The 26,643-nt window shown below is 70.3% G+C and carries 29 protein-coding genes; 12 read left to right on the top strand and 17 right to left on the bottom strand.

Annotation, left to right across the window (positions count from 1 at the left end):
- Nucleotides 1-130 precede the first annotated feature (130 nt).
- Complete coding sequence (locus CACI_RS43980) at nucleotides 131-1,690, bottom strand: MFS transporter (protein ID WP_015797431.1); 1,560 nt, start codon at nucleotides 1,688-1,690, stop codon at nucleotides 131-133.
- A gap of 152 nt (nucleotides 1,691-1,842) precedes the next feature.
- On the opposite strand from CACI_RS43980, the gene CACI_RS43975 reads away from it, so the two are divergent.
- Nucleotides 1,843-2,652, top strand: a complete 810-nt coding sequence (locus CACI_RS43975) for a TetR/AcrR family transcriptional regulator C-terminal domain-containing protein (protein ID WP_143765648.1) — start codon at nucleotides 1,843-1,845, stop codon at nucleotides 2,650-2,652.
- Between the two features lie 9 nt (nucleotides 2,653-2,661).
- Entirely contained in the window at nucleotides 2,662-3,687 is a 1,026-nt protein-coding gene (locus CACI_RS43970) for a protein kinase family protein (RefSeq protein ID WP_015797429.1), read from the top strand.
- Nucleotides 3,688-3,693: 6 nt separating this feature from the next.
- On the opposite strand, the gene CACI_RS43965 is transcribed toward CACI_RS43970, so the two are convergent.
- Nucleotides 3,694-4,494 (bottom strand): arylamine N-acetyltransferase family protein, encoded by an 801-nt coding sequence (locus CACI_RS43965; protein ID WP_015797428.1) that lies wholly within the window; start codon nucleotides 4,492-4,494, stop codon nucleotides 3,694-3,696.
- Between the two features lie 126 nt (nucleotides 4,495-4,620).
- Here CACI_RS43965 and CACI_RS43960 point away from each other — a divergent pair, with 126 nt between their 5' ends.
- Nucleotides 4,621-5,220, top strand: a complete 600-nt coding sequence (locus tag CACI_RS43960) for a TIGR03086 family metal-binding protein (protein WP_015797427.1) — start codon at nucleotides 4,621-4,623, stop codon at nucleotides 5,218-5,220.
- Nucleotides 5,221-5,271: 51 nt separating this feature from the next.
- On the opposite strand, the gene CACI_RS43955 is transcribed toward CACI_RS43960, so the two are convergent.
- A complete protein-coding gene (locus tag CACI_RS43955; RefSeq protein WP_015797426.1) occupies nucleotides 5,272-7,170 on the bottom strand; it encodes an elongation factor G in 1,899 nt (632 codons plus the stop codon).
- 138 nt (nucleotides 7,171-7,308) lie between these two features.
- Nucleotides 7,309-8,052 (bottom strand): metallophosphoesterase, encoded by a 744-nt coding sequence (locus CACI_RS43950; protein WP_015797425.1) that lies wholly within the window; start codon nucleotides 8,050-8,052, stop codon nucleotides 7,309-7,311.
- Between the two features lie 46 nt (nucleotides 8,053-8,098).
- Between CACI_RS43950 and pdxR the strand changes: the two genes are divergently transcribed.
- Complete coding sequence (pdxR, locus tag CACI_RS43945) at nucleotides 8,099-9,529, top strand: MocR-like pyridoxine biosynthesis transcription factor PdxR (protein WP_015797424.1); 1,431 nt, start codon at nucleotides 8,099-8,101, stop codon at nucleotides 9,527-9,529.
- Between the two features lie 46 nt (nucleotides 9,530-9,575).
- On the opposite strand, the gene CACI_RS43940 is transcribed toward pdxR, so the two are convergent.
- The 5 genes from CACI_RS43940 to CACI_RS53380 all read right to left on the bottom strand — a co-directional run bounded on the left by CACI_RS43940 (nucleotide 9,576) and on the right by CACI_RS53380 (nucleotide 13,225).
- Nucleotides 9,576-10,544, bottom strand: coding sequence for an ABC transporter permease (locus CACI_RS43940; RefSeq protein ID WP_015797423.1), 969 nt, complete (start codon nucleotides 10,542-10,544; stop codon nucleotides 9,576-9,578).
- Nucleotides 10,541-11,386 (bottom strand): ABC transporter ATP-binding protein, encoded by an 846-nt coding sequence (locus CACI_RS43935; RefSeq protein WP_015797422.1) that lies wholly within the window; start codon nucleotides 11,384-11,386, stop codon nucleotides 10,541-10,543. Before CACI_RS43935 ends, CACI_RS43940 begins: the two co-directional genes overlap by 4 nt.
- Nucleotides 11,383-11,823 carry a GntR family transcriptional regulator gene (locus CACI_RS43930; RefSeq protein ID WP_015797421.1) on the bottom strand — a complete coding sequence of 147 codons (441 nt, stop codon included), beginning with the start codon at nucleotides 11,821-11,823 and terminating at the stop codon, nucleotides 11,383-11,385. Before CACI_RS43930 ends, CACI_RS43935 begins: the two co-directional genes overlap by 4 nt.
- A gap of 96 nt (nucleotides 11,824-11,919) precedes the next feature.
- Nucleotides 11,920-12,960: an NAD(P)-dependent alcohol dehydrogenase gene (locus CACI_RS43925; protein WP_015797420.1), complete on the bottom strand. Its 1,041-nt coding sequence runs from the start codon at nucleotides 12,958-12,960 to the stop codon at nucleotides 11,920-11,922.
- Nucleotides 12,961-12,982: 22 nt separating this feature from the next.
- Entirely contained in the window at nucleotides 12,983-13,225 is a 243-nt protein-coding gene (locus tag CACI_RS53380) for a hypothetical protein (protein WP_015797419.1), read from the bottom strand.
- A gap of 121 nt (nucleotides 13,226-13,346) precedes the next feature.
- Here CACI_RS53380 and CACI_RS43915 point away from each other — a divergent pair, with 121 nt between their 5' ends.
- The gene (locus CACI_RS43915) at nucleotides 13,347-14,042 is read left to right on the top strand and encodes an endo alpha-1,4 polygalactosaminidase (RefSeq protein WP_015797418.1); all 696 of its coding nucleotides are present in this window, start codon (nucleotides 13,347-13,349) and stop codon (nucleotides 14,040-14,042) included.
- 46 nt (nucleotides 14,043-14,088) lie between these two features.
- On the opposite strand, the gene CACI_RS43910 is transcribed toward CACI_RS43915, so the two are convergent.
- The 3 genes from CACI_RS43910 to CACI_RS43900 all read right to left on the bottom strand — a co-directional run bounded on the left by CACI_RS43910 (nucleotide 14,089) and on the right by CACI_RS43900 (nucleotide 16,343).
- Nucleotides 14,089-14,559: a carboxymuconolactone decarboxylase family protein gene (locus CACI_RS43910; RefSeq protein ID WP_015797417.1), complete on the bottom strand. Its 471-nt coding sequence runs from the start codon at nucleotides 14,557-14,559 to the stop codon at nucleotides 14,089-14,091.
- Nucleotides 14,560-14,675: 116 nt separating this feature from the next.
- A complete protein-coding gene (locus tag CACI_RS43905) occupies nucleotides 14,676-15,374 on the bottom strand; it encodes an alpha/beta fold hydrolase (RefSeq protein ID WP_015797416.1) in 699 nt (232 codons plus the stop codon).
- 57 nt (nucleotides 15,375-15,431) lie between these two features.
- Nucleotides 15,432-16,343 carry an LLM class flavin-dependent oxidoreductase gene (locus tag CACI_RS43900; RefSeq protein ID WP_015797415.1) on the bottom strand — a complete coding sequence of 304 codons (912 nt, stop codon included), beginning with the start codon at nucleotides 16,341-16,343 and terminating at the stop codon, nucleotides 15,432-15,434.
- 262 nt (nucleotides 16,344-16,605) lie between these two features.
- Here CACI_RS43900 and CACI_RS43895 point away from each other — a divergent pair, with 262 nt between their 5' ends.
- The 3 genes from CACI_RS43895 to CACI_RS43885 are packed head-to-tail and all read left to right on the top strand — an operon-like array spanning nucleotide 16,606 to nucleotide 19,241.
- On the top strand, nucleotides 16,606-17,511 hold the full coding sequence (locus CACI_RS43895; RefSeq protein ID WP_015797414.1) for a S41 family peptidase: 906 nt from the start codon (nucleotides 16,606-16,608) through the stop codon (nucleotides 17,509-17,511).
- A 43-nt stretch (nucleotides 17,512-17,554) separates the two neighbouring features.
- The gene (locus CACI_RS43890) at nucleotides 17,555-17,908 is read left to right on the top strand and encodes a YciI family protein (RefSeq protein WP_015797413.1); all 354 of its coding nucleotides are present in this window, start codon (nucleotides 17,555-17,557) and stop codon (nucleotides 17,906-17,908) included.
- A gap of 34 nt (nucleotides 17,909-17,942) precedes the next feature.
- Entirely contained in the window at nucleotides 17,943-19,241 is a 1,299-nt protein-coding gene (locus CACI_RS43885; RefSeq protein WP_015797412.1) for an RNA polymerase sigma factor, read from the top strand.
- Here the strand turns inward: CACI_RS43885 and CACI_RS43880 are convergent.
- The 4 genes from CACI_RS43880 to CACI_RS43865 all read right to left on the bottom strand — a co-directional run bounded on the left by CACI_RS43880 (nucleotide 19,184) and on the right by CACI_RS43865 (nucleotide 22,490).
- Nucleotides 19,184-19,933, bottom strand: coding sequence for a MerR family transcriptional regulator (locus CACI_RS43880; protein ID WP_015797411.1), 750 nt, complete (start codon nucleotides 19,931-19,933; stop codon nucleotides 19,184-19,186). The two genes, CACI_RS43885 and CACI_RS43880, sit on opposite strands and share 58 nt — an antisense overlap.
- A gap of 50 nt (nucleotides 19,934-19,983) precedes the next feature.
- Nucleotides 19,984-20,796, bottom strand: coding sequence for an ABC transporter permease (locus tag CACI_RS43875; protein ID WP_015797410.1), 813 nt, complete (start codon nucleotides 20,794-20,796; stop codon nucleotides 19,984-19,986).
- A gap of 193 nt (nucleotides 20,797-20,989) precedes the next feature.
- Nucleotides 20,990-21,955, bottom strand: a complete 966-nt coding sequence (locus CACI_RS43870) for a daunorubicin resistance protein DrrA family ABC transporter ATP-binding protein (RefSeq protein ID WP_015797409.1) — start codon at nucleotides 21,953-21,955, stop codon at nucleotides 20,990-20,992.
- 49 nt (nucleotides 21,956-22,004) lie between these two features.
- Nucleotides 22,005-22,490 carry a carboxymuconolactone decarboxylase family protein gene (locus CACI_RS43865; protein WP_015797408.1) on the bottom strand — a complete coding sequence of 162 codons (486 nt, stop codon included), beginning with the start codon at nucleotides 22,488-22,490 and terminating at the stop codon, nucleotides 22,005-22,007.
- Between the two features lie 137 nt (nucleotides 22,491-22,627).
- Here CACI_RS43865 and CACI_RS43860 point away from each other — a divergent pair, with 137 nt between their 5' ends.
- The 3 genes from CACI_RS43860 (at nucleotide 22,628) to CACI_RS43850 (ending at nucleotide 25,100) form a co-directional block, all read left to right on the top strand.
- Nucleotides 22,628-23,524 (top strand): RNA polymerase sigma-70 factor, encoded by an 897-nt coding sequence (locus tag CACI_RS43860; protein ID WP_015797407.1) that lies wholly within the window; start codon nucleotides 22,628-22,630, stop codon nucleotides 23,522-23,524.
- An 86-nt stretch (nucleotides 23,525-23,610) separates the two neighbouring features.
- The gene (locus CACI_RS43855) at nucleotides 23,611-24,621 is read left to right on the top strand and encodes an LLM class flavin-dependent oxidoreductase (protein ID WP_015797406.1); all 1,011 of its coding nucleotides are present in this window, start codon (nucleotides 23,611-23,613) and stop codon (nucleotides 24,619-24,621) included.
- The gene (locus tag CACI_RS43850) at nucleotides 24,558-25,100 is read left to right on the top strand and encodes a DUF6882 domain-containing protein (RefSeq protein WP_041540824.1); all 543 of its coding nucleotides are present in this window, start codon (nucleotides 24,558-24,560) and stop codon (nucleotides 25,098-25,100) included. The genes CACI_RS43855 and CACI_RS43850 overlap by 64 nt, the downstream gene beginning before the upstream one ends.
- Here the strand turns inward: CACI_RS43850 and CACI_RS43845 are convergent.
- The gene (locus CACI_RS43845) at nucleotides 25,081-25,596 is read right to left on the bottom strand and encodes a hypothetical protein (protein ID WP_015797404.1); all 516 of its coding nucleotides are present in this window, start codon (nucleotides 25,594-25,596) and stop codon (nucleotides 25,081-25,083) included. The two genes, CACI_RS43850 and CACI_RS43845, sit on opposite strands and share 20 nt — an antisense overlap.
- Nucleotides 25,597-26,127: 531 nt before the next feature.
- Between CACI_RS43845 and CACI_RS43840 the strand changes: the two genes are divergently transcribed.
- Nucleotides 26,128-26,604, top strand: coding sequence for a DUF1062 domain-containing protein (locus CACI_RS43840; protein ID WP_049871926.1), 477 nt, complete (start codon nucleotides 26,128-26,130; stop codon nucleotides 26,602-26,604).
- The last annotated feature ends 39 nt before the right edge of the window (nucleotides 26,605-26,643 follow it).

Here is a 26,643-nt window from a genome sequence, read left to right as displayed (position 1 = left end):
CAGTCGTCCGCGGCACGGTGTCGGTGCGGACCACCGGGCTTACCCCGGTGCGCACGCGTGAAGCGGGTCCGGAGTCCATCGCGGGGATGGACTCCGGGCCCGCTTGTCGTGCGGAGTGGTTCGGCGTTCCTCAGGCCTCGGCGCCGATCAGCGTGCCGTCGGTGTGGCCCTGCTCAGCACCCGCAGCACCCGCAGCACCCGCGCCGTCGGCCGGCGCCGCCGGCTTGTCGTCCCGCAGCACCACGAAGGACACCAGGGCCGCGGCGATCACGCCGACCGCGCCGGCGATGTAGGCGACGGACGCCGCGTAGGTGAAGGCGGTGCGGGCCGATTCCAGCAGCGCGCTGTCGCCGGTCTTCGCCGCGATGCCGTAGGCGTCGCCGAGCGAGTGCCGTGCGGCGCCGGTGACCTTCGCCGGCATCGCCGCGGTGAACCGGCTGGCCACCACGGTGCCCATGATCGCCACACCCAGCGCGGCACCGGTCTGCTGGACCGTGTCGTTCAGGGCGGAGCTGACCCCGGCGTGCTCCGGCGGGACCGCGCCCATGATCGCGGTGATCGCCGCCGGCATCGCCAGGCCGGAGCCGGCGCCGAGCAGGAACAGACCGACGAACAGCTTGGTCAGACCGTCGTTCACCCCCAGATCGGCCAGGATGCCGAAGGCGACCGCGCAGATCAGCAGGCCGACGACCATCAGCGGCCGGTTGCCGAACTTCATCCCGAGCCCGGCGCCCAGGGTGTTGAAGATCAGAGCCGCGATGGCCAGCGGGATGAAGCACAGCGAGGCCTTCAGCGCCGAGAAGCCGAGCACGAACTGCAGGTACTGCGTCATCACCAGCAGCAGACCGCCGTTGCCGATCTGCACCAGGGTCAGCGAGAAGGAGCCGCCGGAGAAGTTGCGCTGCTTGAACAGCTGCAGCGGCACCATCGGCTCGGCGATCCGGGTCTCCCAGACCCCGAAGGAGATCAGCGCGACCACCGCGACGGCCAGGGCGGTCAGGGTGCTGGGCCGGGTCAGGCCCTTCGGCAGCTCGATGATGACCCACACCGCCGAGGTCAGGCCGACGATCGACAGGACCGTGCCCAGCGGGTCGGGCTTGCGCCACGGGCCCTTGCTCTCCGGCATCAGGACCACCGCGGAGATGATGGCCAGCACCGCGATCGGGATGTTCAGCAGGAAGACCGAGCCCCACCAGAAGTGGCTGATCATCACGCCGCCCAGCACCGGCCCGCCGACCAGGCCGACCATCGCCACCACGGTCCAGGCGGCCATCGCCTTGCGCCGCTCGGCCTCGTCGGTGAACACGGTGATCAGGATCGACAGCGTGCTCGGCATCAGCAGCGCGCCGCCGATACCCATCGCGACGCGGGCGGCGATCAGCTCGCCGGGGTTGTGCGCCATGGTGGCCACCGCCGAGGCGACGCCGAACACCGCTAGACCGATGATCAGGACTCTTCTGCGCCCGAACCGGTCGGACAGGCTTCCGGTGGTCAGCAGCAGGCCGGCGAACACCAGGATGTAGGAGTCCAGGACCCACTGGATGTTCTGCGCGCTGGCGTGCAGCGATTCGGTCAGCGCCGGCACCGCGACCGTCAGGACCATGTTGTCCACGACGAGCACCAGCGTGGCCAGGCACAGCACGATCAGGATGAGCCAGCGCCGCCGGCCGCCCATAGTCGTCTCGGACATTTCCCCTCCTCCTGTGACGCGGTCCCGTTACCGGTCGCGTACACCGTTCGCATCTGCGCACAGTGTGCGCATCGATGGGACCACCGTACGCTGGTGCGCACACTGTGCGCAACAGCGAACAGTGTGCGCGCCCCTGAGCTATCGTGGAGAGCGTGGACAACGACACCGACGACTCCGACCCAGGCTTCGGCTCCGACTCCCCCGCTCCGCCTCTGGCCTCGGTCTGGACCCGGCCGCAGCGCCGCCAGAAGGAGCAGCTCAGCAGGGAGCGCATCGTCGCCGAGGCGATCGCGCTGCTCGACGCGGACGGTATCGAGGCGCTGAGCATGCGCTCGCTGGGCCAGCGGCTGGGAGCCGGCGCGACCTCGCTGTACCGGCACGTCGCGAACAAGGACGAGCTCATCGAGCTGGTGGTCGACGAGGTCTACGGCGAAATGGACGTCCCGGAGGTCACCGACCCCGCGAGCTGGCGGCTCGCCCTGCACATCACCGCGCACAGCCTGCGGCGGACCGGACTGCGGCACATGTGGCTGATGAGCGTGCTCGGGCAGGTCGGGCTGAACTACCTCGGCCCGAACGTCGTCGACGTGACCAGGCGGGGTCTGGCCATCATGACCACAGCCGGCTTCGACATGCAGGAGGCGACCAAGGCGATGAGCTCGGTGTCCTCCTATGTCATCGGCATCACCTCCGCCGAGGCCGGGTGGCTGATGGCGTTGCGCCGCCAGGGTTACTCCGAGCGCGAGTGGTACGAGAAGGTGGGCCCGCAGATGGCGGACTCGGCCATCGACCCGGCGTTGGCGGAGGTCTACCTGGAGCAGCTGGCCAAGGACCCCCGCGAGGCCCGCGCGGAGAACTTCGCTTACGGACTCGACCTCATGCTGGACAGCCTGCAGGCGCGGCTGACCGCGAAGCTCGCCGCCGGCGTCACCGGCCCGGTGGAGACCGCCGCCAGTCAGTAGAGTTCTGATATGCCCGAAGAGCAGTTGCCGTTGCCCCACAACCGCAACAACGCAGTCACCCGCGGCGTCTGGCGCGGCGAGGACGGGCTGATCCACAAGGTCCTGACCCATCGCCGCACCGACGCCCCGCCGCAGTGGGCCTCCTCCGCCGACCCCCGGTTCTGGAACTACTGGCGGCGTGAGGCCGACGTCTACCTCAGCGGGCTGCCGGACCGGCTCGGCCTCGGCGCGCCGAAGCTCGTCGAGCTGCGCGAGCTGCCTGACGGCGACCTCGAATTGCTTCTCGAGGACGTGTCCGGGACCCACGGCGGAGACCTGACGCTGGAAGACATCGCGGCTGTCGCCTTCGCCATGGGCCAAGCGCAGGGCTCTGCGCACTTGCCCTCGGAACCGTGGTTCAGCCAGGGATTCCTGGCGGACTACAGCACGACCCGGCCCGCCGACTTCTCCCTGCTGGAGGACGACAGCGCCTGGTCCCTCCCGCTGATCGCGGCGCACTTCCCGCCGGAGCTGCGCGCGGCTCTGGTCCGTCTGCACCGGAACCGCGAGCGGCTGCTCACGGTGATGACGCGGCTGCCGCGCACGGTCTGCCACCTGGATCTGTGGCCCAACAACGTGATCCGGCGTCCGGACGGCGCCGTGGCGCTGCTCGACTGGGCCTTCACCGGCGACGGCGCGGTCGGCGAGGACGCCGGCAACCTGGTCCCGGACAGTTTCTTCGACTGGCCGCTGCGGCCGGACTTCGCCGAGCACCTGCCGGATCTGGTGACCGAGGCCTATCTCGACGGATTGAAGGCCGCCGGCTGGTCCGGCGACCCGCGATCAGCGGTGCTCGGCATCCGCGCCTCGGCGGTCAAATACGACTGGCTGATGCCCTGGTGTCTGCAAGCGGCGCTGGAGGACCGGCATCGCGCCTACGGCAGCGGCGAAGCGGTCGATCCCCATGTCCGCTACGAGGCGCGCGCGGCCGGGCTCGCCATCTGCGCGCGCTGGGCCGACGAAGCCGTCGAACTGGCGGATTCGCTGGGTCTGTAAGGCTTTCTAAGCCTGCGGCGGGGCGACGATGCCGAATTCGTCGGCCAGCACCTGCCGGACTTCGGCGTCGTCGGCGAGATCGCGCGTCACCGAGGTCCCGTCGTTCTGCGTGACGGTGAAGGCGCGGGCGTCCAGCTTCAGCTGCCGGTCGGGGTATGTCCGGCAGGCGTAGACGCGCGAGCTGAACGGAGAGCGCGGGCTGCTCGCGATGTAGTAGTTGATGACCCCGAAGTCGGGCGCGTAGAACGGCTCGACCGTGAACGAGTACTGATCCCGCCACTGGCCGTCCAGGAACGCCCGCAGCACCCACTGCTCCAGCGGACTGTCCGCGGGGGTGATCGACAGCCGATGGTGACGCGGCTGGTCGCGGACGTCGGCCGGCGCCAGCGGCATGGGGTCCAGTAGCGCGCCCTCGCTGCCGAAGCCGACGTCGGTCAGGTAGCGGTGCGGGTCGTCGGGCGTCTCGGCGAGCAGCAGCATGTGCGTGCGCGGCCGCTGGTCGCCGGGCTTGGCGCCGACGAGGACCCGGCCGGCCAGCACGGTGACCTGGAAGCCGAGCGCGCGCAGGGCGGCGGCGTAGAGCGTGTTGTGCTCGTAGCAGTAGCCGCCGCGCGTGGTGCCGTGGACCAGCTTCGCCGTCAGGTCGTCCAGGTCCAGGGACGGGACGACACCGCGAACCGGGTCCAGGTTCTCGAACGGGATCGCGTAGATGTGCGTACGCTGCAGGGCGCCGAGCGTCGCGGCGGTCGCGGTGCGCTCGCCGGTGTAGCCGATGCGGGCGAGGTAGGCGTCGAGATCGAAGTCCACGCGTCGAACGCTACCCGGAGCGGTCCCCACTATGCCGGGCGAAGGAGTGGAACGAACCATTCCGTTCTGCTAGAATACAGAGGTGACCACGGCACAGCGCCGCAGGTCCGAACGAAGGGATCAACCATGACCAGCACCGGATTCGCCGCCCTCGACGCCTCGCACCACGCCCTGCGCACCGTGGTCGGCTCGCTCGCCGCCGGCGACCTGGGGCGTCCGACCCCTTGCACGGACTGGACCGTCACCCAGGTGCTCCGGCACGCGGCCGGCGACCAGCTCGGGTTCGCCTCCTTCCTGGACGGCGGATCGGGTCCGGAAGAGAACCCCTTCACCCCGTCGGCGACCCCGCCGCAGGACCCGAAGGCCTACGTGGAGCAGGCTGTGACCCGCTCCGCGGCGGCGTGGTCCGCTGTCGACCCGGACACCGAGGAGGTCGCGGTCCCGGTCCCGCCGAACAAGCTGAGCGCCCGCGTCGGCGCCGGGGCGTGCGCGCTGGACGCGGCCGTGCACGCGTGGGACATAGCGATGGCGGTCGGCGCGCCGTCGCCGCTGACGCCGGAGCTGTCGGCGGAACTGCTGGACGTCGCGCGGCAGATCGTCGAGCCGCTGCGGCAGTACGGCGCGTACGCGACGGCGCTCACCCCGCAGCCCGGCGACGACGCGGAGGCGGAGCTGCTGCGCTACCTCGGTCGGGACCCGCGGTGGACGGCCGTCGCGGCGGCGTGAACGATGCGCGCGGGGCGAGCGGGACAGGCGGCTTCGACACCGCCGATCCGCTCACACCCCGCGCTGCACCCGCATCAAGTACTCCTTGCGGTCCAAGGGGTTCGCGTCCCATCGGGCGCGCTCGGGCACCTCGCCACCGTTGACCGGCGCGAAGTGGTCGAAGGCTGATTCCAAGACGCCTTCGCCTCCGGTCAGCCCGGGAATCCGCTGCCCCAGAGCGTGCACCCGCGCGGCGGGAACCGTCCCCTCCAACACGGCTGTCTCCCCGGCCACCGTGGTGGATCCCGGAACCGCGCGGAAGGTCGCCAGGACCGGCAAAACCGTTCCCAGCACAGCGCTCGGCGCTTCCAGCCGGAACCGGTGCATCGGTTCGCAGACCTCGGTCCCGGCCTCTGTCAGCGCCTCCATGAGCACCAGCGGCGTCAGCGCCCGGAAGTCGCCGGCCGTGCTCGACATGCTCTTGTCGAAGGTGCCGTGCGAATGGCTCTGCCGAGCCCAGTATCCGCTGCGGGTCAGGGTCACCTTCGCGTCCGGGATCTCCCAGCCGTGCAGTCCCGAAGCCAGCGTCATGCGCACTGTCTCCTCGATGGCGGTGAGGAACGCGGGCAGCAGCGATCCGAGTTCGATCTCCAGCCCGAAAGACACTCCGGAGCCGGGCGGAGCCGGGGCGATCCGCAGCCCGATCGTGGCCAGGAACGGATTGTCGCCGATCTTGATGACGTCCAAGCCCTTTCCGACGCCGAGCACGCGCTCGACACAGATCGGTGTGGTCTCGTGGAAGTCCACCGCGACGCCGTATTCCTCGGCGAGCGTGGACTGGATGACCTCCTTCTGCACCTCGCCGTAGAGCGAGAGCGAAGTCTGCGCGCGGTCCCGGTCGTAGCGCAGCCCGATCAGCGGATCCTGGTCGGAGAGCTGCGTCAGCGCCGCGAACATCGGGCCGCGGTCGGCCTGATCCCGGGGTTCGACCACGGTCTCCAGCGTCGGCGGTGCGAAGTAGGTCGCGGCTGCCTCGCCGGCTCCGGCGCGCGTGCCGAGCCGGTCGCCGATCCGCACCCGGGTCAGGCCTCGAACGACCCCGATCTGCCCGGCGCTGACGGCGTCCGCCGGGATCGGCGCGCCGCCCGCCGCCGACAGCACGGAGATCCCGGTGACCCGGCCGCTCGGCAACCGGTCACGCGTCTTGAGCGACCCGGCGAACATGCGCACATACGCGATCCGCTCGCCGGCGGCTCCGCGCTCGACCTTGAAGACCCGGCCGGTTGCCTTCGCCGAGCTGTCTTCCGCCGACCGGGGCAACAGCTGCTCGATGCCGTTCATCAGCTCCGGAACTCCGGCGCCGGTGATCGCCGAGCCGAAGTACACGGGATGCACTGCGCCGCGCCGGCTGTCCGCGACCAGCTGGGACCACAGTCCCAGCCGCCGCAGCTCCGGCACGTCGGAGACGAACCGCGCCTCGCGTGTCCCGGCGTCGGCGATCGTGCCGAGCGGGAACGCGGCGGGCGTCAGCTTCGCGGAGATCTCGGCGAGCACGCGCTCCGGATCGGCGCCGGCGCGGTCGGCCTTGTTGACGAACAGTACTGTCGGCAGTCCGAGCCGGCGGATCGCCCGCATCAGGACCCTGGTCTGCGCCTGCACGCCCTCAACCGCCGACACCACCAGGACCACACCGTCGAGCACGCCGAGGGTGCGCTCGACCTCGGCGATGAAGTCCGGGTGCCCCGGGGTGTCGACCAGGTTCACGGAGGCCGTGCCCAGCGGGAACGCGGTGACGGCGGCCTTGATCGTGATGCCGCGGCGGCGTTCCAGCTCCAGGCTGTCGGTCCGCGTGGTGCCGCGGTCCACGCTGCCGATCTCGTCGATGACCCCGGCGGCGTGCAGCAGCCGCTCGGTCAGGGAGGTCTTACCGGCGTCGACGTGCGCCAGGATGCCCAAATTCAGATACCGCACCGGAAACCGCGTCCTTCGCGTTGACAGACATGACCATCGGAGTGGGCATGGCAGCCGACAGACGCATGGGCGGTTCCTTCGTGACGGGGACGCGGACATCACCAGTGCAGCACCGAGGCGAGGGCACCGGCAAACGATTTACACGATGCTGCGAAAGTGCGTGGTGATCCGGTGCCGGTCGTCGATGACGTGGAAGGCCAGCGACGGCTGGTGGTCCAGGTGCAGTGCCCGCTCGCCTTCCCAGGGCAGTGGAATCGTGGAGACCACTCCCGGCGCGACCAGCAGCGGCAGCCCGGCGAAGTGGGTGGCGGCGGCGGTGTGCGCGTGTCCGGCCAGCAGCGCGACGACGTTCTGCCGTCCGGCGACCGCCTCGGCGAGCCGTTCCTCGCCGAACTGCCGGATCTTGTCGACGAAGGGTGTGTGCAGCTCGACCGGCGGGTGGTGGAAACCGATCAGGACCGGGACGCCGTCGGGCGTCGCGTCCAGCTCGGCGGCCAGCCACGCCAGCGTCTCGTCGGCGAGGAATCCGTCGTCCTGCTTGGGGATCGAGGAGTCGCAGAGGGCGACGACGAACCGGTCGGTGCGGTGCACCTGGTTGATCGGACCGGTCGAGGCCGGGACGCCGAGCAGCGCGCGCCGGAACGCCTCGCGGTCGTCGTGGTTGCCGGGGCAGACCAGCAGCGGATGGCGCGTCGCCGTGGCTTGGCGGACGGTTTCGTACTCGCTGTCCAGACCGTGGTCGGCGATGTCCCCGGTGAGCACGACCAGATCGAGGTCGGCCGGCAGGGCGTCGAGGTGGTCGAAGACCCGGCGCGTGCGCTCGGCGGCGCGCGGACCGGCGTCGATGTGGATGTCGCTGACGTGCGCGATGACGACTGGCATGCCTCGAGCGTAGGCAGACACCGGTCCACGGTTAAGCTCCACTTCCATGGCGAAAGCTTGGACCGGTTCGCGGCTAGATCTTCATCTCGACCTTCAGCTGGACCTCCAGCGCGACCTCAGCGCCGCGGGACCCGCGAAGCGCCGCGCGGCGCTGGAGTCCGCGCTGCGCGAGGCGATCCGCGACGGCAGCCTGCGCCCCGGCGTGCCGCTGCCGTCCAGCCGCGGCCTGGCCGAGCAGCTCGGGCTCTCGCGCGGGACCGTCACCTCCGCCTACGGCCAGCTCGTCGACGAGGGCTTCCTCACCTCGCGGCCCGGCTCCGGCACCGCGGTCGCCGACGTCCGCGACCCGAAGCCGCCGGCCGCCTCGCCGCACCGGTTCGCCGCCGTGCGTCCGGAGCACGACTTGCGGCCGGGCAGCCCGGATCTCGCGGCGTTCCCGTTGCGCGGCTGGACCGCCGCGACGCGCCGGGTACTCGCGGCGGCCCGGCCGGAGCTGTTCGGCGTGGGCGATCCGCAGGGGCGCTTCGAGCTGCGGGCCGCGCTGGCCGACTACCTCGGCCGGACGCGCGGCGTGCAGACATCGGCGGACCGCGTCGTGATCACCAGCGGCTATCACCAGAGCGTGCAGCTGATCGCGCGCGTGCTGCGGTCGCGGGGAGCGCGGACGGTGGCGTGGGAGGAGCCCGGACACGCGATCTTCCGGGACCTCGTCGCCGGTGCGGGCATGGACGTCCGGCCGCTGCCGGTCGATGAAGGCGGCGCGGTGGTGGAGGCGCTGAGCGATGAAGGCGCCGCGTTTCTCACCCCGGCGCATCAGTACCCGACCGGTGTGCCGCTGGAGCCGTCGCGTCGGCGGGCGGTCGTCGAGTGGGCTCGGCGCACCGAGGCGCTGGTCATCGAGGACGACTACGACAGCGAGTTCCGCTACGACCGGCGCCCGGTCGGCGCGATGCAGCCGGTCGCGACGTGCGAGGTCGTCTACTGCGGGTCGGTGTCGAAGACGCTCGGTCCCGGGCTGTGTCTGGGCTGGCTGGCGCTGCCGTCGCGGTTGGTCGAGTCCTTCGTGCGGGCGAAGCTGGAGACAGAGCCCTTCAGCGAGGGCATCGGCCAGGCGGTGCTCGCGGACTTCGTCGCGTCTCACGCCTATGACCGGCATGTACGCGCCGCGCGGCTTCGTTACGGCAAGCGTCGCGAACGCCTGGTGGCGTTGCTCGAGGAGTTCCCGAGCCTGTCGGTGCAAGGCGTTCCAGCCGGTCTCCATGTACTGGTGACGCTGCCCTCTGAGGGACCGGGGGAGAGCGAGATCCGCGCCGAGGGCGAAGCGCGCGGCTTGGCGGTTCGGGGACTGGCCGAGCTGTATCAGAACACCGAAGCGGCCCGGCAAGGCCTGCTCATCGGCTACGCGGCGGCGACGGAACGCGCGTACCCGGCGGCGCTCGAAGCGCTCGCCGGGACTTTGCGCGCAGTGGGTTTTTAGCGGTGGGCTTCTAGACGGGCGTCTAGGCGGGCTTCTAGGCGGGCTTCTAGACCACGGTGGTCCGCGTCCGCCGCACACACCACCAGGCGACCGCCAGCGCGATCACGAACAGCCCGAGGTTCATGCCGTTCTCGATGAGGTGGAACGTCCCCATCCGGCTCGCGGGCTGGAACTTGTCCAGGGTGCCGATGATGCCGTGCTGGTGCAGGCAGGCGTTCATGTCGTCGGCGGACCCGCACCAGCCGTCCATCACCTGCTGCGGCGAGTGCGTGCCGCCGTGGGCGTCGAGGAAGGGGACGTTCCCGTTGCTGAGGCTCATGTCGTTCGATGCCGTGGGCGCGGCCGGGCCCGCGCCGACCCTACCGAGGTCGAACTGCTTGATCATCGTCACCGGCGTCGCGAAGTGCGGCCGCAACTGGACCATCCCGACCATGCGCACGATCCAGAGCCCGCCGACGACCGCGATCGCCACCAGCACCCGCCGGGTCGCCGCGCCCGCCGCGATGCCGACCGCGAGCCAGGCCAGTCCCAGCGTGAGCGGCAGCCAGCCGCCGGCCTGGAATTGAGTGCCCTCGAACAGGCTCTCTCCGGTGTAGGCGTGGAACTGGTGCGCCAGGTGCTCGGACTCGGCGGCCAGGGCGGTACCCATCGCCGCGACCAGGACGACCATCACCGTGCTCTTGCCGGCCAGCCACTTGTCCCGGCTGACGTCCTGCGACCAGGCCAGCGGCAGCGTGCGCTGCTCGAACTCGCGGGCCAGCAGCGGGACGCCCCAGAACACCGCGACGAGCACCGGGAGGAAGACCACCGTGTTCATCAGGTAGCTGGCGTGCGACGGGACGGATTGCGTCTTGGCCACCTGGCACCGCGCCGCGTGGTCCGCGCACTTGGCGGCCAGCGAGCCGAGATCGGAGGCGGTGAGCGCCATGAGGACGACCAGGATCACGGTGAGCGCGGCGCTGACCGCTATGGGCCAGCGGTGCTGGCGCCAGGTCAGCCAGATCAGGCCCTTCACAGCTCCTCCCCGGGACTGCGATGCGGCTTCAGGTAGGCGAGCACCAGGTCCTCCAGAGTCAGCGGCTGCGCCTTCCACGGCTCGGCCAGCGGAGTGTCCGCGCCGAGCAGCGTGCGGATCACGAACGTCGACTGCCGTTCGGTGTGCTGCGCCTGCACGATCTCGCCCTCGACCGGCGGGGCGTCGGCGCGCGGGCCGGTCAGCCGCGCGTGCTGGGCCAGCAGCTCCTCGACGTCGCCGTCGAGCTTGCCGCGGCCCTGCCCGAGCAGCAGCAGGTAGTCGCCGACGCCGGCCAGCTCGGCCACCACATGGGTGGACAGCACGACCGTCATGTCGCTGTCGGCCACCTCGGCGAGCAGTTCGCCGGTGACCTCGCGGCGGGCCAGCGGGTCCAGGTTGGCCAGCGGCTCGTCGAGCAGCAGGACCGAGGGCCGCGCGCCGAGCGCCACGGCCATCGCGACCTGCGTCTGCTGGCCGCCGGAGAGCTTGCCGCAGGGCCGGTTCAGCGGGATGTCGAAGCGGCCCAGCCAGTTCAGCGCGCGCTCCTGGTCCCAGACCCGGTTCAGATGCCTGCCGAAGGCGAGCATGTCGGCGACGGTGAACGAGCGGTAGAGCGGCTTCTCCTGGGACAGCAGCACCACGCGGCCGTTGACCCGGAGCTCGCCCTCGCTGGCCGGCAGGATCCCGGCGGCGATGGACATCAGCGTGGACTTGCCGGCGCCGTTCGCGCCGACCAGTGCGATGACCTTGTTGGCGGGCAGCGAGACGCTGAAGTCCTTCAGCGCCCACAGTTTCCGGTAGCGCTTGCCGAGACTCTCGGTCTGGATGGCGAACTCGCTCATCGCCGTGCTCTGTCTTGCGAGGGGGCGGAGGCGGCGCGCTGCTCAGCCGTCAGCTCCCCCGGCGGCTCCGCGAGCACCGAGGTCATCAGGGCGCGCATGTCGTCGTCCTCCAGGCCGGCGGTCCGGGCGTCGCCGACCCAGCCGGTCAACCGGCCGCGCAGTTCGTCCATCACCGCCTGGTCGGCGGCGCCGCCGAGGGTGCCGGAGACGTAGGTCCCGGCGCCCTGCCGGGCCTCGACCAGACCGGAGAGCTCCAGCTCGCGGTAGGCCTTCAGGACGGTCGCGGCGTTGACGGCGCAGGAGGTGACGACCTCCCGGACCGTGGGCAGCTTGTCGCCGGGGTGCAGCAGGCCCAGCCGCAGGGCCTCGCGGACCTGCTGCACCAGTTGGGCGTAGGCCGGGACGCTGCCGGCCCGGTCGACGTGAAAATCGATCATCGAAAAGCTCCCGTTCGCCGGAGTGGACGGGAGTAATTGTTACGGTTAACTAGAACACTAGTCAACCATGACGATGGCCGGGACGGAGCTACCCCCTCAGGCCAGCGTCGAGATGTCGATGACGAACCGGTACCGCACGTCCGAGGCGAGCACCCGCTCGTAGGCCTCGTTGATCTGCTCGGCGGCGATGATCTCGACCTCCGCGCCGATCCCGTGCTCGCCGCAGAAGTCGAGCATCTCCTGGGTCTCGGCGATCCCGCCGATCAGCGAGCCGGCCAGGACCCGCTGCCGGTTCAGGATCCGCAGGTGCAGACCGCTCTCCTCCGGCGCCGCGCCGACGTTGATCATGGCGCCGCCGACGCCGAGCATCAGCAGGTAGGAGTCCATCGGCAGCGGCGCGCTGACCGTGCTCACGATCAGGTCGAAGGTGCCCGCGAGGTCCGCGAAGGTCGCCGGGTCGCTGGTCGCGCGGTAGTCGCTCGCGCCGAGCGCGAGGCCCGCGTCCTTCTTGGACAGGGTCTGGGACAGGACGGTCACCTCGGCGCCGAGCGCGCGGGCGATCTTCACCGCGACGTGGCCGAGGCCGCCGAGGCCGACGACCGCGACCTTCTTGCCGGGACCGGCGCCCCAGCGGCGCAGCGGCGCGTAGGTCGTGATGCCGGCGCACAGCAGCGGCGCGGCGGTCTCCAGCGGCAGCGCGTCCGGGATGTGCACGACGAAGCGGTCGGTCACCACGATCTGTGTGGAGTAGCCGCCCTGGGTGACGGTCCCGTCGACGTCGGTGTCGCCGTAGGTCCAGACCGCCTTGACCGAGCAGAACTGCTCCTGGCCGCGCTCGCACTCCTTGCACTGGCCGCAGGAGTTCACCAGGCAGCCGACGCCGACCCGGTCGCCGACGGAGAACCGGGTCACCTCGGCGCCGACCGCCGAGACCACGCCGGTGATCTCGTGGCCCGGCGCGAGCGGATAGGGGCACTCGCCCCAGTCGCCGCGCACCTCGTGGATGTCGGAGTGGCAGATGCCGGTGTACTTGATGTCGATCCGCACATCCCGCGGCCCGACCTCGCGGCGCTCGATGGTGATCGGCTGGAGCGGGGCGGTCGCGGAGACGGCGGCGAAAGCGTTCACTGTGGGCACGCGATCATTCAAACAACCCCGATCAGCTCGAGGCCAATCGGCGCCGGGCGGCGGCTAGCATCGGCGTGTCACGAGGGAAAGGTGGGGCGATGCGCGGGGTCACGGGGGTCGTCGCGGCGGTGCTGGTGCTGGTGGCGGGCTGCTCCAGCGGCGGGTCGAAGCCGGAGGCCGCGGCGCAGGGCAGCTCGAGTGCGCCGAGCGCGCCGAGTGTGCCGTCGGCGAGTTCACCGGCTGTTCCGAGCGCGAGTTCGTCGGTGGAGTCCACATCTGCGGCTTCGAGTTCATCGTCTGCCCCATCGCATGGGCCGACTTCCGCACCGACTTCATCGAGCAAGCCGTCCAGTGCCGGCGCGCCTCAGAGATCAGCCGCGCCACCGCCGACCGGCGTGAAGTGGGACTACCAGATCGGCGGCGCCTATGCCCCGCCGTCCGGCGTCCGCATCGTCTCCCGCGACAGCTCGGCTTCGCCGGCGCCCGGGCTCTACAACATCTGCTACCTCAACGCTTTCCAGGCGCAGCCCGACGCCACCGGCTGGTGGCAGAGCAACCACCCGGACCTGCTGCTGAAGACCTCCTCCGGCGCGCCGGTGATCGACGAGAACTGGAACGAGCAGCTGCTCGACGTCTCCACCGACGCCAAGCGCACGGCGATCGCGCAGATCGAGGGCGGCTGGATCGCGAGCTGCGCGGCCAAGGGATTCCAGGCGATCGAGCCCGACAACCTCGACTCCTACTCCCGCTCCCAGAGCCTGCTCACCGCCGATGACGACGTCGCACTCGCTACGCAGCTGGCACGCCTGGCCCACGCCAAGGGACTGGCGATCGCGCAGAAGAACACGACAGAGTTCCTGCCGCGCGCGCATCAGATCGGCTTTGACTTCGCGGTCTCGGAGCAGTGCGGGAAGTACGGCGAGTGCGGCGGCTACGCGAGCACCTACGCCGACCACGTCGTGGACGTCGAGTACGACGACGCGGGATTCACCGCTGCCTGCCACGCTTATGCCGGGAAGATCGCGATCGTGGACCGCGATCAGGACGTGAGCCCGGCAGGCAGCTCGTCTTACGTCTACAAGACCTGCTGACCCGGGCGGCCGGCGCAGGCCCGGGCCGTGCCCGCTTCCGCCGTCGTCACCACTGACCGGGCTTGTAGTTCCCGGCCGGGACGCGGACCATGACGTTCATCCGGTTGTAGGCGTTGATCAGCGCGATCGTCGACACCAGGCCGGCGAGCTGCTCCTCGTCGAAGTGCTCGGCGGCGTTCGCCCACACGGCGTCCGGGATCCCGCCGGCGGCGTCGGCGATGCGGGTGCCCTCCTCGGCCAGCTCCAGCGCGGCGCGCTCGGCGTCGGTGAACACCGTCGCCTCGCGCCAGGCCGCGACCAGGTTCAGGCGCTCGGGCTGGTCGCCGGCGTGGACCGCGTCCTTGTAGTGCATGTCGGTGCACATGCCGCAGCCGTTGATCTGGCTGGCGCGCAGCAGGACGAGCTGGATCGTCGCGTAAGGCACGCCCGAACCTTCGGAGGCCTTGCCCGCCGAGTTGATGTACTTGGCGAACTTCTGGCCGGTGGCGGAACCGTAGTAGTCGAAACGGGCTTCCATGGCGGTGCTCCTCAGGTCTGGCGGTTGCTTTCGCTACGTAGACCATCGGCGCGGAGGTGATGTGACAGCAGATCTAGCCTGATCGCAGGTGACCTGTATCACATCCTTTCTGGTGGCTAAAGTCCGGCTTCGACCCGGTAGTTCTCCAGGCGTTCGACGAGCTCTTCGGGGCGCGCGAGCGGGAGCAGGTGGCCGCCGTCCATCTCGTCGGGAGCGAACCCCAGCCGTTCCTGGATGGTCCGGCGCTGGAAGTCCAGGGGGAAGAAGCGGTCGTCGCGACCCACCACGTAGCGCACGGGAAGGTCTGCCGGAAGCGCCGGCATCGGCGGCGGAGCGAACGCCCGCTCGCTCTGCTGGACCTCGCCGCGCTCAAAGGCTTCTTCCACGACGTCCTTGGGGACGTCGTGGAAGAAGACCACCTTCAGGTCGGCGCCCTCCGGCAGTCCGAGGCGCGCGTCGCTGGCCTGCCTGGCCTCCGTGTAGCCGGTCGCCCCCCACCACTCGCCGGGCGTCTCGCCCTCCTTCGGTGCCATCCCCGAGACGAAGACCAGCAGCTTGGCCGGAACCCGCTGGGACAGCACGGTCCCGGTGAAGCTGCCCAAGGACTGCGCGACGACGATGAGGTCGTCGGCGGCGGCACGGTCGCCGAGGGCGGCGACGACTGCGTCCGCATATTCCGGGATCCCTGATGCGGGGTCGGAGATCGGCAGGTCGGGGGCGACGACGTCGTGCCCCGCCGCACGCAGCAGCGGGACGACGCGGTGCCAGAGCCAGGAGTCTGAGGACGCTCCGTGAATCAGGACGTAGGTAGCCACGGTCGCAACGCTAGCTGTGCACTCTGACAAAACCGGCGACTCGGTGCGGCGCGCGCCTTATCGCGCGGCGGCTGCCAGCGCCTCGCGCACCCCCGGCACGATCTCCTCCGCCCACACCGCCGACGCGCGCTGGATCGGCAGGTCGCCGACCGGGAAGTAGGTGAAGCCGCCCGCCTCGTGGTCCAGCACCGCACCGGTCAGCTCCGTCACCCATTGCGCGACCGAGCCGCCGAGCCAGCGGCCGTCGCCGTCGCGAGTGGCGGGCAGCGGTGCGGGGCTGATGCGGCCGGGGAGGTTGTAGACCGTTGCGACAGCGCGCGGGTCGCGGCCCACCGCCCGTGCCGCCTCGTCGATGACCGGGCGTGAATCGCGGTAGCGGGTGCTCAGCCAGTCGGCGGCGTGGCCGGGGATCCAGCCGTCGGCGTGGCGGCCGGTGACAGCCAGGGACTTCGCACCGACGGAGCCGGTCCAGATCGGCGGCGCCGCGACCGGAGCCGGCTCGACGCGGTCCAGGTGGTAGAACTCGCCGTCGAAGGTGACGGGAGCGCCGCCGCCGGTCAGGGACCTGATGACGGTGAAGGCCTCTTCGAAGGCGCGCACGGCTTCGGCGCCGCTCAGCCGCGCGAACCCCAGGCGCGCGATGTCGTCCCAGGAACCGCCGGCGCCCAAGCCCAGGACCACGCGGCCGCCGGTCAGAGCGGACAGCGAGGTGACCGCGCGGGCCAGCATCGGCGCGGGGCGCGTCGGCAGGTTGCTGACATTCACCATGCCGCTGATCTGCTGCGTCCGCCCCAGAGCGACGCCGACCATCGAGTACGCGTCGAGCATCCGCCCGAGGTAGGGATGGTCGGAGACGGAGAAGTGGTCCAGCCCCGCCCGATCGGCGCCGGCGACGATCTCCATCGTCCCGGCGATGTCCCGGACCGCGTTCGACACCCCGATGCCGAACCGGACGGTGTTCTCGGACATGGTGCTCTCCGCTCCTCGGTAGTTCGCTCTACGAACTTACTGGTTCGTAGTGCGAACTTCAACCGCGACACATCCGAGGCTTGTCGGCAGCGGCGCCGCGCCGAGGGGAGGTGAGAAGAAGACAAGGACGCGCCGCGCCGTTCGGGGGGTGCGGCGCGACGCGTCCTGGAAGGCACGGTGCCAGCCGAAGCCGTCGTACCTGTGCCTTATAGGAATAGGCGCTCGATGATCGAAAAGCGTTACACCCCTATGATCACCTGCCATGATCCTGGAGCCGAAGGTCCTCGACGCCGCGCTCGCCCGGTTCGAGACGGAGTACATCGATCCCGACAAGGCGGCTCGGGCCGCGGCCGAGATTCGGCGCGCCGCAGCCGCTGGCGAGTACGCGCAGCTCGACGGTGCGGCGGCCTGTGCGGCTGTCACCAAGGTGTTTGCTGACGTCTGTCAGGACAAGCACCTGCGCCTCATATGGAGCGAGGAACCCGAGCCGCTCGAGGATGACGACGAGGAGGCCGGCGCGGCCATGTTCGCCGCGCTGTGCCGCGAGCACAACAACGGCGTCCGCAAGGTCGAGGTGCTGGACGGCGGCATCGGCTACCTCGACCTCACGCTGATCCCCACGGCCGAGATCGGCGGCGCCACCATCGCCGCCGCGATGCAGCTCCTGGCCGGTACCCGTGCGCTGATCGTGGACCTGCGCAGCACGATCGGCGGTTCCACCGACGGCGTGCAGCTGTGGTGCAGCTACCTGATCCGCGGCGCCGACACCCTGCTCACCACCTCGCACTCCGTGGTGAAGGGCACCCGCCAGTACTGGTCGCTCGGCCACCTCGACGCCCCGCGCTACCTGGACCGTCCCGTCTACGTCCTGACCGGCGCGCGCACCTTCTCCGGCGGCGAGGACCTGGCGTACACCTTGCAGGGACTGCGGCGCGCGACGCTGATCGGCGCCACCACGCGCGGCGGCGCGCATCCCACTGACTGGTACCAGCTCACCGAGCATGTGACCGTCACCGTGCCGAACTGCCGCTCGGAGAGCCCGTTCACCGGCACGGACTGGGAGGGCGTCGGCGTCGTCCCGGACCTCGCGGTCGCCGAGGACGAGGCGCTGACCGCCGCGATCGAGCACGCGAAGCTGTCGATCGGCGCCGATGCAGATCGTCCCTAGGAGTGAGAGGGTCGAAAAACGGCCCGCCGCGAAGGGAACGCCGATGTCGAAGTACATGCTCCTGATCTATGGCAACGAGCAGCGCTGGGAGACGATCTCCCCGGAAGAGATGGCGGAGATCGACGCCGGGCACGTCGCCTTCCAGAAGCAGGCCGGCGACCGGGTCCTGGCCGCGGGCCAGCTCGAGCCGTCCTCGACGGCGACCACGGTGCGCGGCGACGGCTCGGCGCCGGCGGTGACCGACGGTCCCTTCCTGGAGACCAAGGAGGTCGTCGGCGGCTTCTACCTGCTGGAGGCCGCCGATCTGGACGAGGCCGTGGCGCTGTCCCGGGTGCTGGCCGAAGCCCGGCACGAGCACTCCGGGATCGAGATCAAGCCGCTGGTCCAGCACGCCTGACGGCGGCCGGGTAGAGCAGGGGGGAGCAGGGACGGTGGCCGTGCCCGAGGAGACCGCGGGTGGTTCCGACGTCGACGCCCTCGACGTCGGTGCCGCCGTCGCGGCAGCGCACCGCGCGCACTGGGCCGCCGTCCTGGGCTCGACCGTGCGCATCACTCGAGACCTCGACACCGCCGAGGAATGCGTGCAGGACGCCTACGCCCAGGCGCTGCGTACCTGGGCGTCGGCGGGCATCCCGGACCGCCCGGACGCCTGGCTGCGCACCGTGGCCGGGAACCGGGCGCGCGACCTGCTGCGACGGGAGTCGGTGTGGCGGCGCGCGATGCCGCTGCTCGTCGAGGACGCCACCGTCCCGGACCCGCAGGACGCGGACGAATCCCCGGCCGTCGCCGACGACACCCTGCGCCTGATCTTCACCTGCTGCCACCCCGCGCTCTCCCGCGAAGCCCGCATCGCCCTGACCCTGCGCCTGGTCTGCGGTCTGTCGACCGCCGAAGTCGCCCGCGCGTTCCTGGTCCAGGAGAGCACCATGGCGGCGCGTATCACTCGGGCCAAAAAGAAGATCGCCACCGCGCGCATCCCCTATCGCGTGCCGACCGCTGCCGACCTTCCCGAACGGGTCTCAGCGGTCTGCGACGTCGTGCACCTGGTGTTCGCGACCGGCAGCAACGCCCCGGTCGGCGAGACGTTGATCCGCGAGGACCTCGTCGCCTCCGCGGTCGGTCTGGCGCGCACGTTGTATCGGTTGCTACCGGTCCCCGAATCCATCGGTCTGCTGGCGTTGCTGCTCCTGATCGACGCTCGCCGCGCGACCCGCGCCACGGAGGCTGGCGATCCGATCCTGCTTGAGGATCAAGACCGTTCCTTGTGGGACCGCGCCATGATCGCCGAAGGAGCGGACCTGCTGACCGAGGCTCTTCGCAGCGGTCCGCCGACCCGGTACGCGGTCCAGGCGGCGATCGCCGCCGCCCATGCGGAAGCGCCGAGTTTCGAAGCCACGGACTGGGCAGAGATCGTCGCGCTCTACGACGTCCTGCTCCGCTTGTGGCCCTCACCGGTCGTCGAACTCAACCGCGCTGTCGCCCTCGGAATGCGCGACGGTCCGCAGGCGGGTCTTAGCGCTCTCGACCGCTTGGCCGCCGAACCGACGCTGGCGACTTACCGGTATCTGAGCGCTGCCCGAGCTGACTTTCTCAGAAGGCTGAAGAGGTGGCCGGAAGCCGCCACCGCCTATGAGGAAGCTCTGATGCTCACCGACAACGAAGCCGAGCGTTCCTACCTCGCGATGCGCTTGGCGACCATCTCATTCAAGCGGACCCAGGCCGGCGAGTAGTCGTTGACGTACTCCGCGAACAGCTTCTGCTCCTCCGCGGACAGCACTTTCTCCATCCGCAGTTCGTCGGCTTGGTCCCCGGCTTCGGCGAGCTGCTTGCCGAAGCGCTCGGCCATGGTGTCGGCGAGCGCTTCGAGGCGGGGATCGTCCACCTGCCAGTCGTGCGCCTGGTCGTAGGTCACGTAGAAGTCCCGGTACTCGGGGTCCGCCAGGTCGGCCCGCTTGTGGGCGATCCAGCGAGGCGCCAGCTCCGGATACGCCGCGGCGAGGATCACCCAGCCGTCGCGTTCCATCAGCACTCCCCGGTCGCTGACCCCGACGGCGCGCAGCTCCTCGATGTACTCGGCGATCTCGGTCGGGAGGAACAGGCGCTCGCCGGAGGCCAGTTGGGCCACCCGGCGGCGGCGCTCTTTCAGCTCGCGGATCTGGTCCTGCATCGAGCGGTCGATCTCGGCCACCGCGTCGGTGAACTGCTCGGCGTCGGCGGCCAGCAGCTCCTCGATCCGGGCCAGCGGCACTCCGGCTTCGGCCAGGGTTTTGATACGGATCAGGTCGATCACCGCCTGCGCGTCATAGCGGCGGTAGCCCGAGTGGTCCCGGTCCGGCTCGGGCAGCAGACCGCGCTGGTGGTAGTGCCGCACGGCCCGTACCGTCACCCCGACGTAGTCGGCGAGCTGGCTGATGGTGAGCATCAGGGTCCTCCCGGGCCGGCCCGGCCGCCGGGGCGCGATCACGGCCGCCATCAGTGTGCCCGAGGCTTCCGGAACGACGCCACCGCCCAGGCGTACCCGCCGGATGCGATCACCGCGCACCAGACCAGCGAGATCACCGCGTTGTCTCCGATCGGCGCACCGGTGAGCAGCCCGCGGACGGTCTCGATGGCCGGGGTGAACGGCTGGTACTCGGCGAACTGCCGCACCCCGGCCGGCATCGACGCCGCCGGCGCGAAAGCCGATCCGACGAACGGCAGGAACACGATCAGCATCGGCGCATTGCTTGCCGCCTCAGCCGTCGGCGATACCAGACCCATGGCGACCGCCATCCACGTCAACGCGAAACTCAGCGTCAGCAGCAGCGCGGCGCCGGCCATCCACTCGAGGACGGAGGCGTGCGGCCGGAATCCGAGCAACACGGCGGCGAGGATCACCGCTCCGGTGGAGACCACCGTGGTGATGACGCTGTTGACGACATGCGCGGCCAAAATCGCGACCCGCGATATCGGCATGGTCCGGAACCGGTCGACGATCCCCTCGGTCATGTCCACACAGACCGCGACCGCGGTGGCCATGCTGCCCGAGGCGACCGCCGTGATGATGATGCCCGGCGCGATATAGCCGATGTACCCACTGCCCTGCGCGCCAGTCGCCAGCCCTTCGCCCAGCGTCTTGCCGAGCACCCCGACGAACAGCAGCAGCATGACGACCGGACCGAACACCGAGCCGAGGGTCATCGACGGATAGCGAACGGTGTGGCGCAGGTTGCGGCGCAGCAGGGTGAAGGTGTCGGTGAGGGTGTGGCTTTGGGTGGTCATGTGGGTGGGCATCTGAGTGGTCACAGCAGGCTCCTGAGAAGGGCGATGGGACGAGGTGAAGGGGGTGCTCGCGGCGCGGTGCTCTGGCGGAACCGGCAGCGGCGGCGGAAGCAGCGATATCGGCGCCAGCGACATCAGCGGTGGAATCGGAGCTATCGGCGCCAGCGGCGTTTCGGCATCGGCAGGGGAACCACCGGCGGCATCGGCATCGGCGACATCAGCTGTCGGCCGTCAGCGCCAGGAACACGTCGTCGAGGTCCGGCGTGTGCACGGACAACTCCTCAGCGGGCAGACCCGCGGAGGTCAGCAGGTCCAAGACCGTTCGCAGCGAGTCGAAGCCGCCGTCGCCGGCGACCTGCAGGGTGAGTGCGTCCTCGTCGACCGAATCCGCGCCGAGCACGTCGGCGGCCGCGGAAAGCTTGGCGGCGTCGGCGAAACGCAGCGTGATGTGTCCGCCGGGGATCAGCCGCTTCAGCTCCGCGGCCGTGCCCTCGGCGATGATCCGGCCGCCGTCCAGCACGGCGATGCGGTCGGCGAGCTGGTCGGCTTCCTCCAGGTACTGCGTCGTCAGCAGGATCGTGACGCCGTCGGCGACCAGCTCGCGCACGATCGCCCACAGCTCGCGGCGGCTACGCGGGTCCAGGCCGGTGGTCGGTTCGTCGAGGAAGATCACCTGCGGGTCGCCGACGAGTGTCATCGCCAGGTCGAGCCGCCTGCGCATGCCGCCGGAGTAGGTCGACAGCGGTTTGTCGGCGGCGTCGGTCAGCCCGAAGCGTTCGAGCAGTCCGGCTGCGCGGACCCGGCCGGCGCGGCGTCCCAGCCGGTAGAGGTCGGCCATCAGGATCAGGTTCTCGCGTGCGGTCAGCAGGTTGTCGACCGCGGAGAACTGGCCGGTCACGCCGATCACTGAGCGGACCGCCTCCGGCGCCTCGGCGAGGTCGTGGCCGGCGACCGAGATTTGGCCGCCGTCAGGGGCGATCAGGCTGGACAGGATGCGCACCGCTGTGGTCTTGCCTGCGCCGTTCGGGCCGAGCAGTGCGAAGACCGTCCCGGCCGGGACCGTGAGGTCCACGCCGGCCAGGACGGTCTTCTCGCCGAAGGATTTGCGCAGGCCGGTGACGCTGATCGCAAGGGTCGCGGAGGTCGCGGCGGTCGTTCGCGCTGTCGTCGTCATGACAGCCATGCTGGAAGGTTGACCCAGCGTCAAGGTCAAGCGCGGCTCGCCGCCGGGTTCAGTTCTCCAGCGCGGCGAACATCCCCGGCTCGTAGGAACCGCCCAGCAGGTTCGGGATGAGCGAGATCCGGTTGGTCGCGTTCATCATGGCGATCAGGCAGATCAGGGTGCCGAGCTGGTCGTCGTCGAACTGCGTGCGGGCCGCGGCCCAGGTAGCGTCGGAGACCACTTCGCCGGGGGCGGTGATGCGGGTGCCCTCCTCGGCCAGGGCGAGGGCGGCGCGCTCGGACTCGGTGAAGACCGTGCTGTGCCGCCAGGTGGCGACCAGGTTCAGGCGCAGCGGCGTCTCGCCGGCGGCCGCGGCCTCCTTCGTGTGGATGTCCACGCACCAGCCGCAGCCGTTGATCTGGCTGACCCGGAGCGATACCAGGTCCTGGAGTGTTTTCGGGAGGGAGGACTTCTCTATGACCTGGGAGGTCGAATAGAAGCGCTTGAGAAGCTTGGAAGCGGTCGGGCTGGCGGACAAGTCGAATCGGGTTTCCATGGACAGGAGATGCCGGCCGTCGGCGGGCTGTGACTGCTCACTGATGTGATGTAGGTCACGCTGCCGATGTGTCACAGAACGGCGGGTCCCTGAGTCCCGTGTAAAAGCACTCGAGAGCGAACAGGCAGGTGCCGTCCATGAACGAGCGAACGTTGGAAGAGTCCGCGACCGAGACCTTCGTCGCCCACCGGAACCTGCTGTTCACGGTCGCCTACGAGATGCTCGGCTCGGCCGCCGACGCCGAGGACGTGCTGCAGGAGACCTGGCTGCGCTGGACCACCGTCGATCTGGACACGGTGCGGGACCGGCGCGCCTACCTGGTGCGGATCACGACCCGGCAGGCGCTGACCCAGCTGCGCAAGCTCGGCCGGCGCAAGGAGTCCTACGTCGGGCCGTGGCTGCCCGAGCCGCTGCTGACCACGCCGGACGTCGCCGAGGACGTGGAGCTGGCCGACAGCGTCTCGATGGCGATGCTGCTGGTGATGGAGACGCTGACGCCCGCCGAGCGCGCGGTGTTCGTCCTGCGCGACGTGTTCAGCCTGGAGTACGAGGAGATCGCCGAAGCGGTGGACAAGACCCCGGCCGCGGTCCGGCAGATCGCGCACCGGGCCCGCAACCACGTCGCGGCTCGGCGGCCGCGCGGGGTGACCTCCACCTCCGACGCCCGCTGCGCCACCGAGGCGTTTCAGAAAGCGGTGAACACCGGCGACCTGCAGAGCCTGTTCGACCTGCTCGCCCCGGACGTCGTCTTCATCGGCGACGGCGGCGGCGTCGTGCAGGCCACGCCGCAGCCGCTCTACGGCATCGAGGTCGTGTCCCGGTTCATGGCCGACGGCCTGTCGCACCTGGGCGCCTTCGTCACCATGGAGACCGCGTACGTCAACGGCGGTCTGGGGGTGATCATCCGGGCCGGCGGCGCGGTCGACACGATCGTGGCGATGCACACCGAGAACGGTCTGATCACCGGAATCTATGTGGTCCGCAACCCCGAGAAGCTGTCGCGGGTCGAGGAGGAGACCGCGATGTCACGCTGACGTCGCAGAGCGGCCGCGGTGCGGGTCACGGCGTGATTCCCTCCAGGGAATTGAGACGCCGCAGCGCGGCGGACAGCATCGATGCCATGGACATCGGTGTGTTGCTTCCGACCGGCACGGCGCAGTGGGAACCCGGGGACGATCCGCGCGGCGTCGTGGCGCTGGCGCTGCGGGCCGAGCGGATCGGGTTCTCCTCGCTGTTCGTCAACGATTCGCTGATCAGCCCGCGCATCGAGGCGCTGACCATGCTCGCGGCCCTCGCTCCGGCGACGGCGGGCGTCACGCTGGGAACCGGCGCGCTGCTGCCGTTCATGCGGCGGCCGGTGCAGGCCGCGCAGTCGCTGGCCTCCATCGACGTGCTGTCCGGCGGACGCCTGGTCGTCGCGGTCGGCGCCGGGTTCCCCGGCCGGTTCGGACGTCCGATGTACACGCTGTCCGAACTGCCGTGGGAGCGCCGCTTCCAGCGGTTGGACGAGACCGTCGCGCTGTGGCGCGCGGTATGGGCCGGAGCCTCGTCCTTCCACGGCGAGCTCGTCCGCTTCGACGATCTGCCGCCGGCGACGAAGCCCTTCCGGCCCGAGGGACCGCCGATCTGGTTGGGCGGCGCGACGCCGGCAGCCTTGGCCCGCACCGCCAAGCACTACGACGGCTGGCTGCCCTACCCGCCGGATCCCGCCGACTATCGCAGCGGCCTGACCGCGATCCAGCAGACCGCGCAGGACGAAGGCCGTTCGGCCGACGCCGTCACGCCGGCGCTGTTCGTGACCGTCCGCGTCGACACCGACGAGGCGGCGGGCCGCGCGCAGCTCGACCTCTACGCGCGAGCCAACTACGGCATGCCGCTCGCGGACTTGCAGACGATCCAGGCGGTCGTCACCGGTACGGCCGACCAGGTGGCCGCCGGGCTCGGCGCGTACATCGCCGCCGGTGCGCGCCACCTGGTGCTGCGCCTCGGCGCGATCGGCCTGGCCGCGCAGGAAGAACAGCTCGATCGCGTCGCGGCGCTGATCGGTCGCCTGGCAGACTGCGCCGCATGGGACCTTTCGAGCGCGGCGCCGGACCGGACCCCGGCCGCCTCCCGGAGACCTCGGACCTGAACGCGCTGCTGCTCCAGGGCGAGGACATGATCGAGCAGCTCGGCGCCGCGCACGCCAAGGCCTGGGGTCTGGGCACCGCCGACCGGTGGGACCTGGACCAGCGGACCGGGCTGATCACCTGGACGTTCCCGGACAAGACCGCGACCGCGCCGGCGCAGATCCTCGGCAGCTTCCACGCCGAGGCCGAATCCTGGCTGTGGGCCTGGGCGAACGACAGCATCCTGCCGGAGATGAGCCGCGACGCCTGGGCGGTGCACGTGTGGGGCGAGGCGCACGGCCACCGCGCGCTCACCGAGCCCAAGGTGCGCGGCGACGCGAGCACGGCCGGCGCGCTGGTCGCCCTCGCCGTGCGGATCACCCGCGCGACCGGGTACTACAAAGGCGGCGACGGCGGCGCCATCCCGATCATCACCTTCGGCCCGGTGACGCTGGCCTCGCGCGACGGGGCGACCCGGACGGTCACGGTCGAGGTCGGCTGAGGGCTTGGTCGATCCAGGCCTGAATCGTTCGCTCGGTCACCCGGGCACGCTCGGCCGAAGGCGCCTTCTTGATCAGGGCACTGGCATGCTGCGCCTGGTCGGTCGTCGGCAGCCAGCCGATCAGCAGAAGCGGCAGGACCAAGCGCCGCGAGAGAAGTTCACCCTCTGAGGTGACGTGCGGTCGCCGCACGACCGAGACGTTGACCCGCACGCCGTGTTCGTTCCCCGGCAGCGCACCTGGACGGTCGGATTCGATGGCGGCGTACCGGAATCCGTGCGCGAGATCGCACGCCGAGCAGCCGACCGGTCCCCGGCTCAGGCGCTCGCCGCATTCGTGACAGGTCAGGCGGTCGTAGGCGGCGTCGACGATGCGCCAGTCGTGGTGGTCCGGCTCGGAGACCACCATCTCGGCCAGCGCGGTCTCTTGGTCGGCATCAGCATTCCATTGCCGCAGAAAGGCGATCCACTCTTCCTCGACGAGGCCGTCCACCAGCATTCGGCAGGATTCGCAGGCGGGCGGACCGCTGTATTCATAGCCTCCGCACTCCGCGCAGCGCCGCAGTGGTGCGCCGACTGCGGGTCTGCTCATAGATCGCAGCATAATTCGCTGGCCATGCCTGAGCGACCGGCGCTACGCTCACAGCGTCATCCGGTATCCGCCCACTGGCGATCCGGGCCGCTGCGTCAAGGGCAGGCCGTTGTACACCAGCTGAGACGTTCGTCGCGTCGAGAAGACACGCCCGACCCTGAGGGGTCGTAGGCCGGTTAGCGCTGTCGCGCCACCGGCTCTGTCGTTCGTGTCCTCGGCAGGTCATCGGCGTCCGGCTGCCCTTTCTTCTCCCAGGCATCTGTATGTCGAGCCGGCGACGGCGCTTTCGTGCGCCGCGCCGACGTCTCACGTAGATCTCGCAGCAGATCGGCTTTCCTGGTGCTCTCAAACACCTTTCTCGTGCGCGCCTCGACGCAGTGGCGCGTTCGCCCGACCACCCTCCCGACCATCCGGCGCCGCTGCCGGAGCTGCCCCTCCATGGAGTTCCACACCCAAGGACGCTTCCGGGTCAACGCGAACCACAAGCTGCTCGACGTCTGGCTGCTGGCGCTGTGCGCGCAGTGCGGCGAGACGATCAAGCTGACGGTGCTGGAGCGCGCTCATGTCCGCTCCATCGATCCGGCGGCGCTCGACGGATTCCACGAGAACGACGCCTCGCTCGCCGCACGGCTGCTCACCGAGCCGCGGCTGACGCAGCGCAACGGCATAGCGCTCGACTGGGCCGACGGCTGGCGGCTGGACATGGATCCCGTGGATCTTCCGAAGGCGGACATCCTCGATGTCAGCGTGGAGTTCACGCATCACATCCCGCTGCGGGTGACGACCGTCATCGCGACCGGGCTGGAGATGTCGGGATCCGAGGTCGCCAAGCACATCGCGTCCGGGGTGATCTCCTCCGACGACAAGCTGTCGGGGCGCCGGGGGCGCGACTTCAGCTTCGTCGTGCGCTGGTAGGCGGACACCGGATCCGGATACTGACAAACGGCCCGATCG

It is taken from the genome of Catenulispora acidiphila DSM 44928 (assembly GCF_000024025.1).
GTDB lineage: Bacteria > Actinomycetota > Actinomycetes > Streptomycetales > Catenulisporaceae > Catenulispora > Catenulispora acidiphila.
Note: the sequence above shows the minus strand (reverse complement) of the source record. Positions and strands in the feature narration are given on the sequence as shown.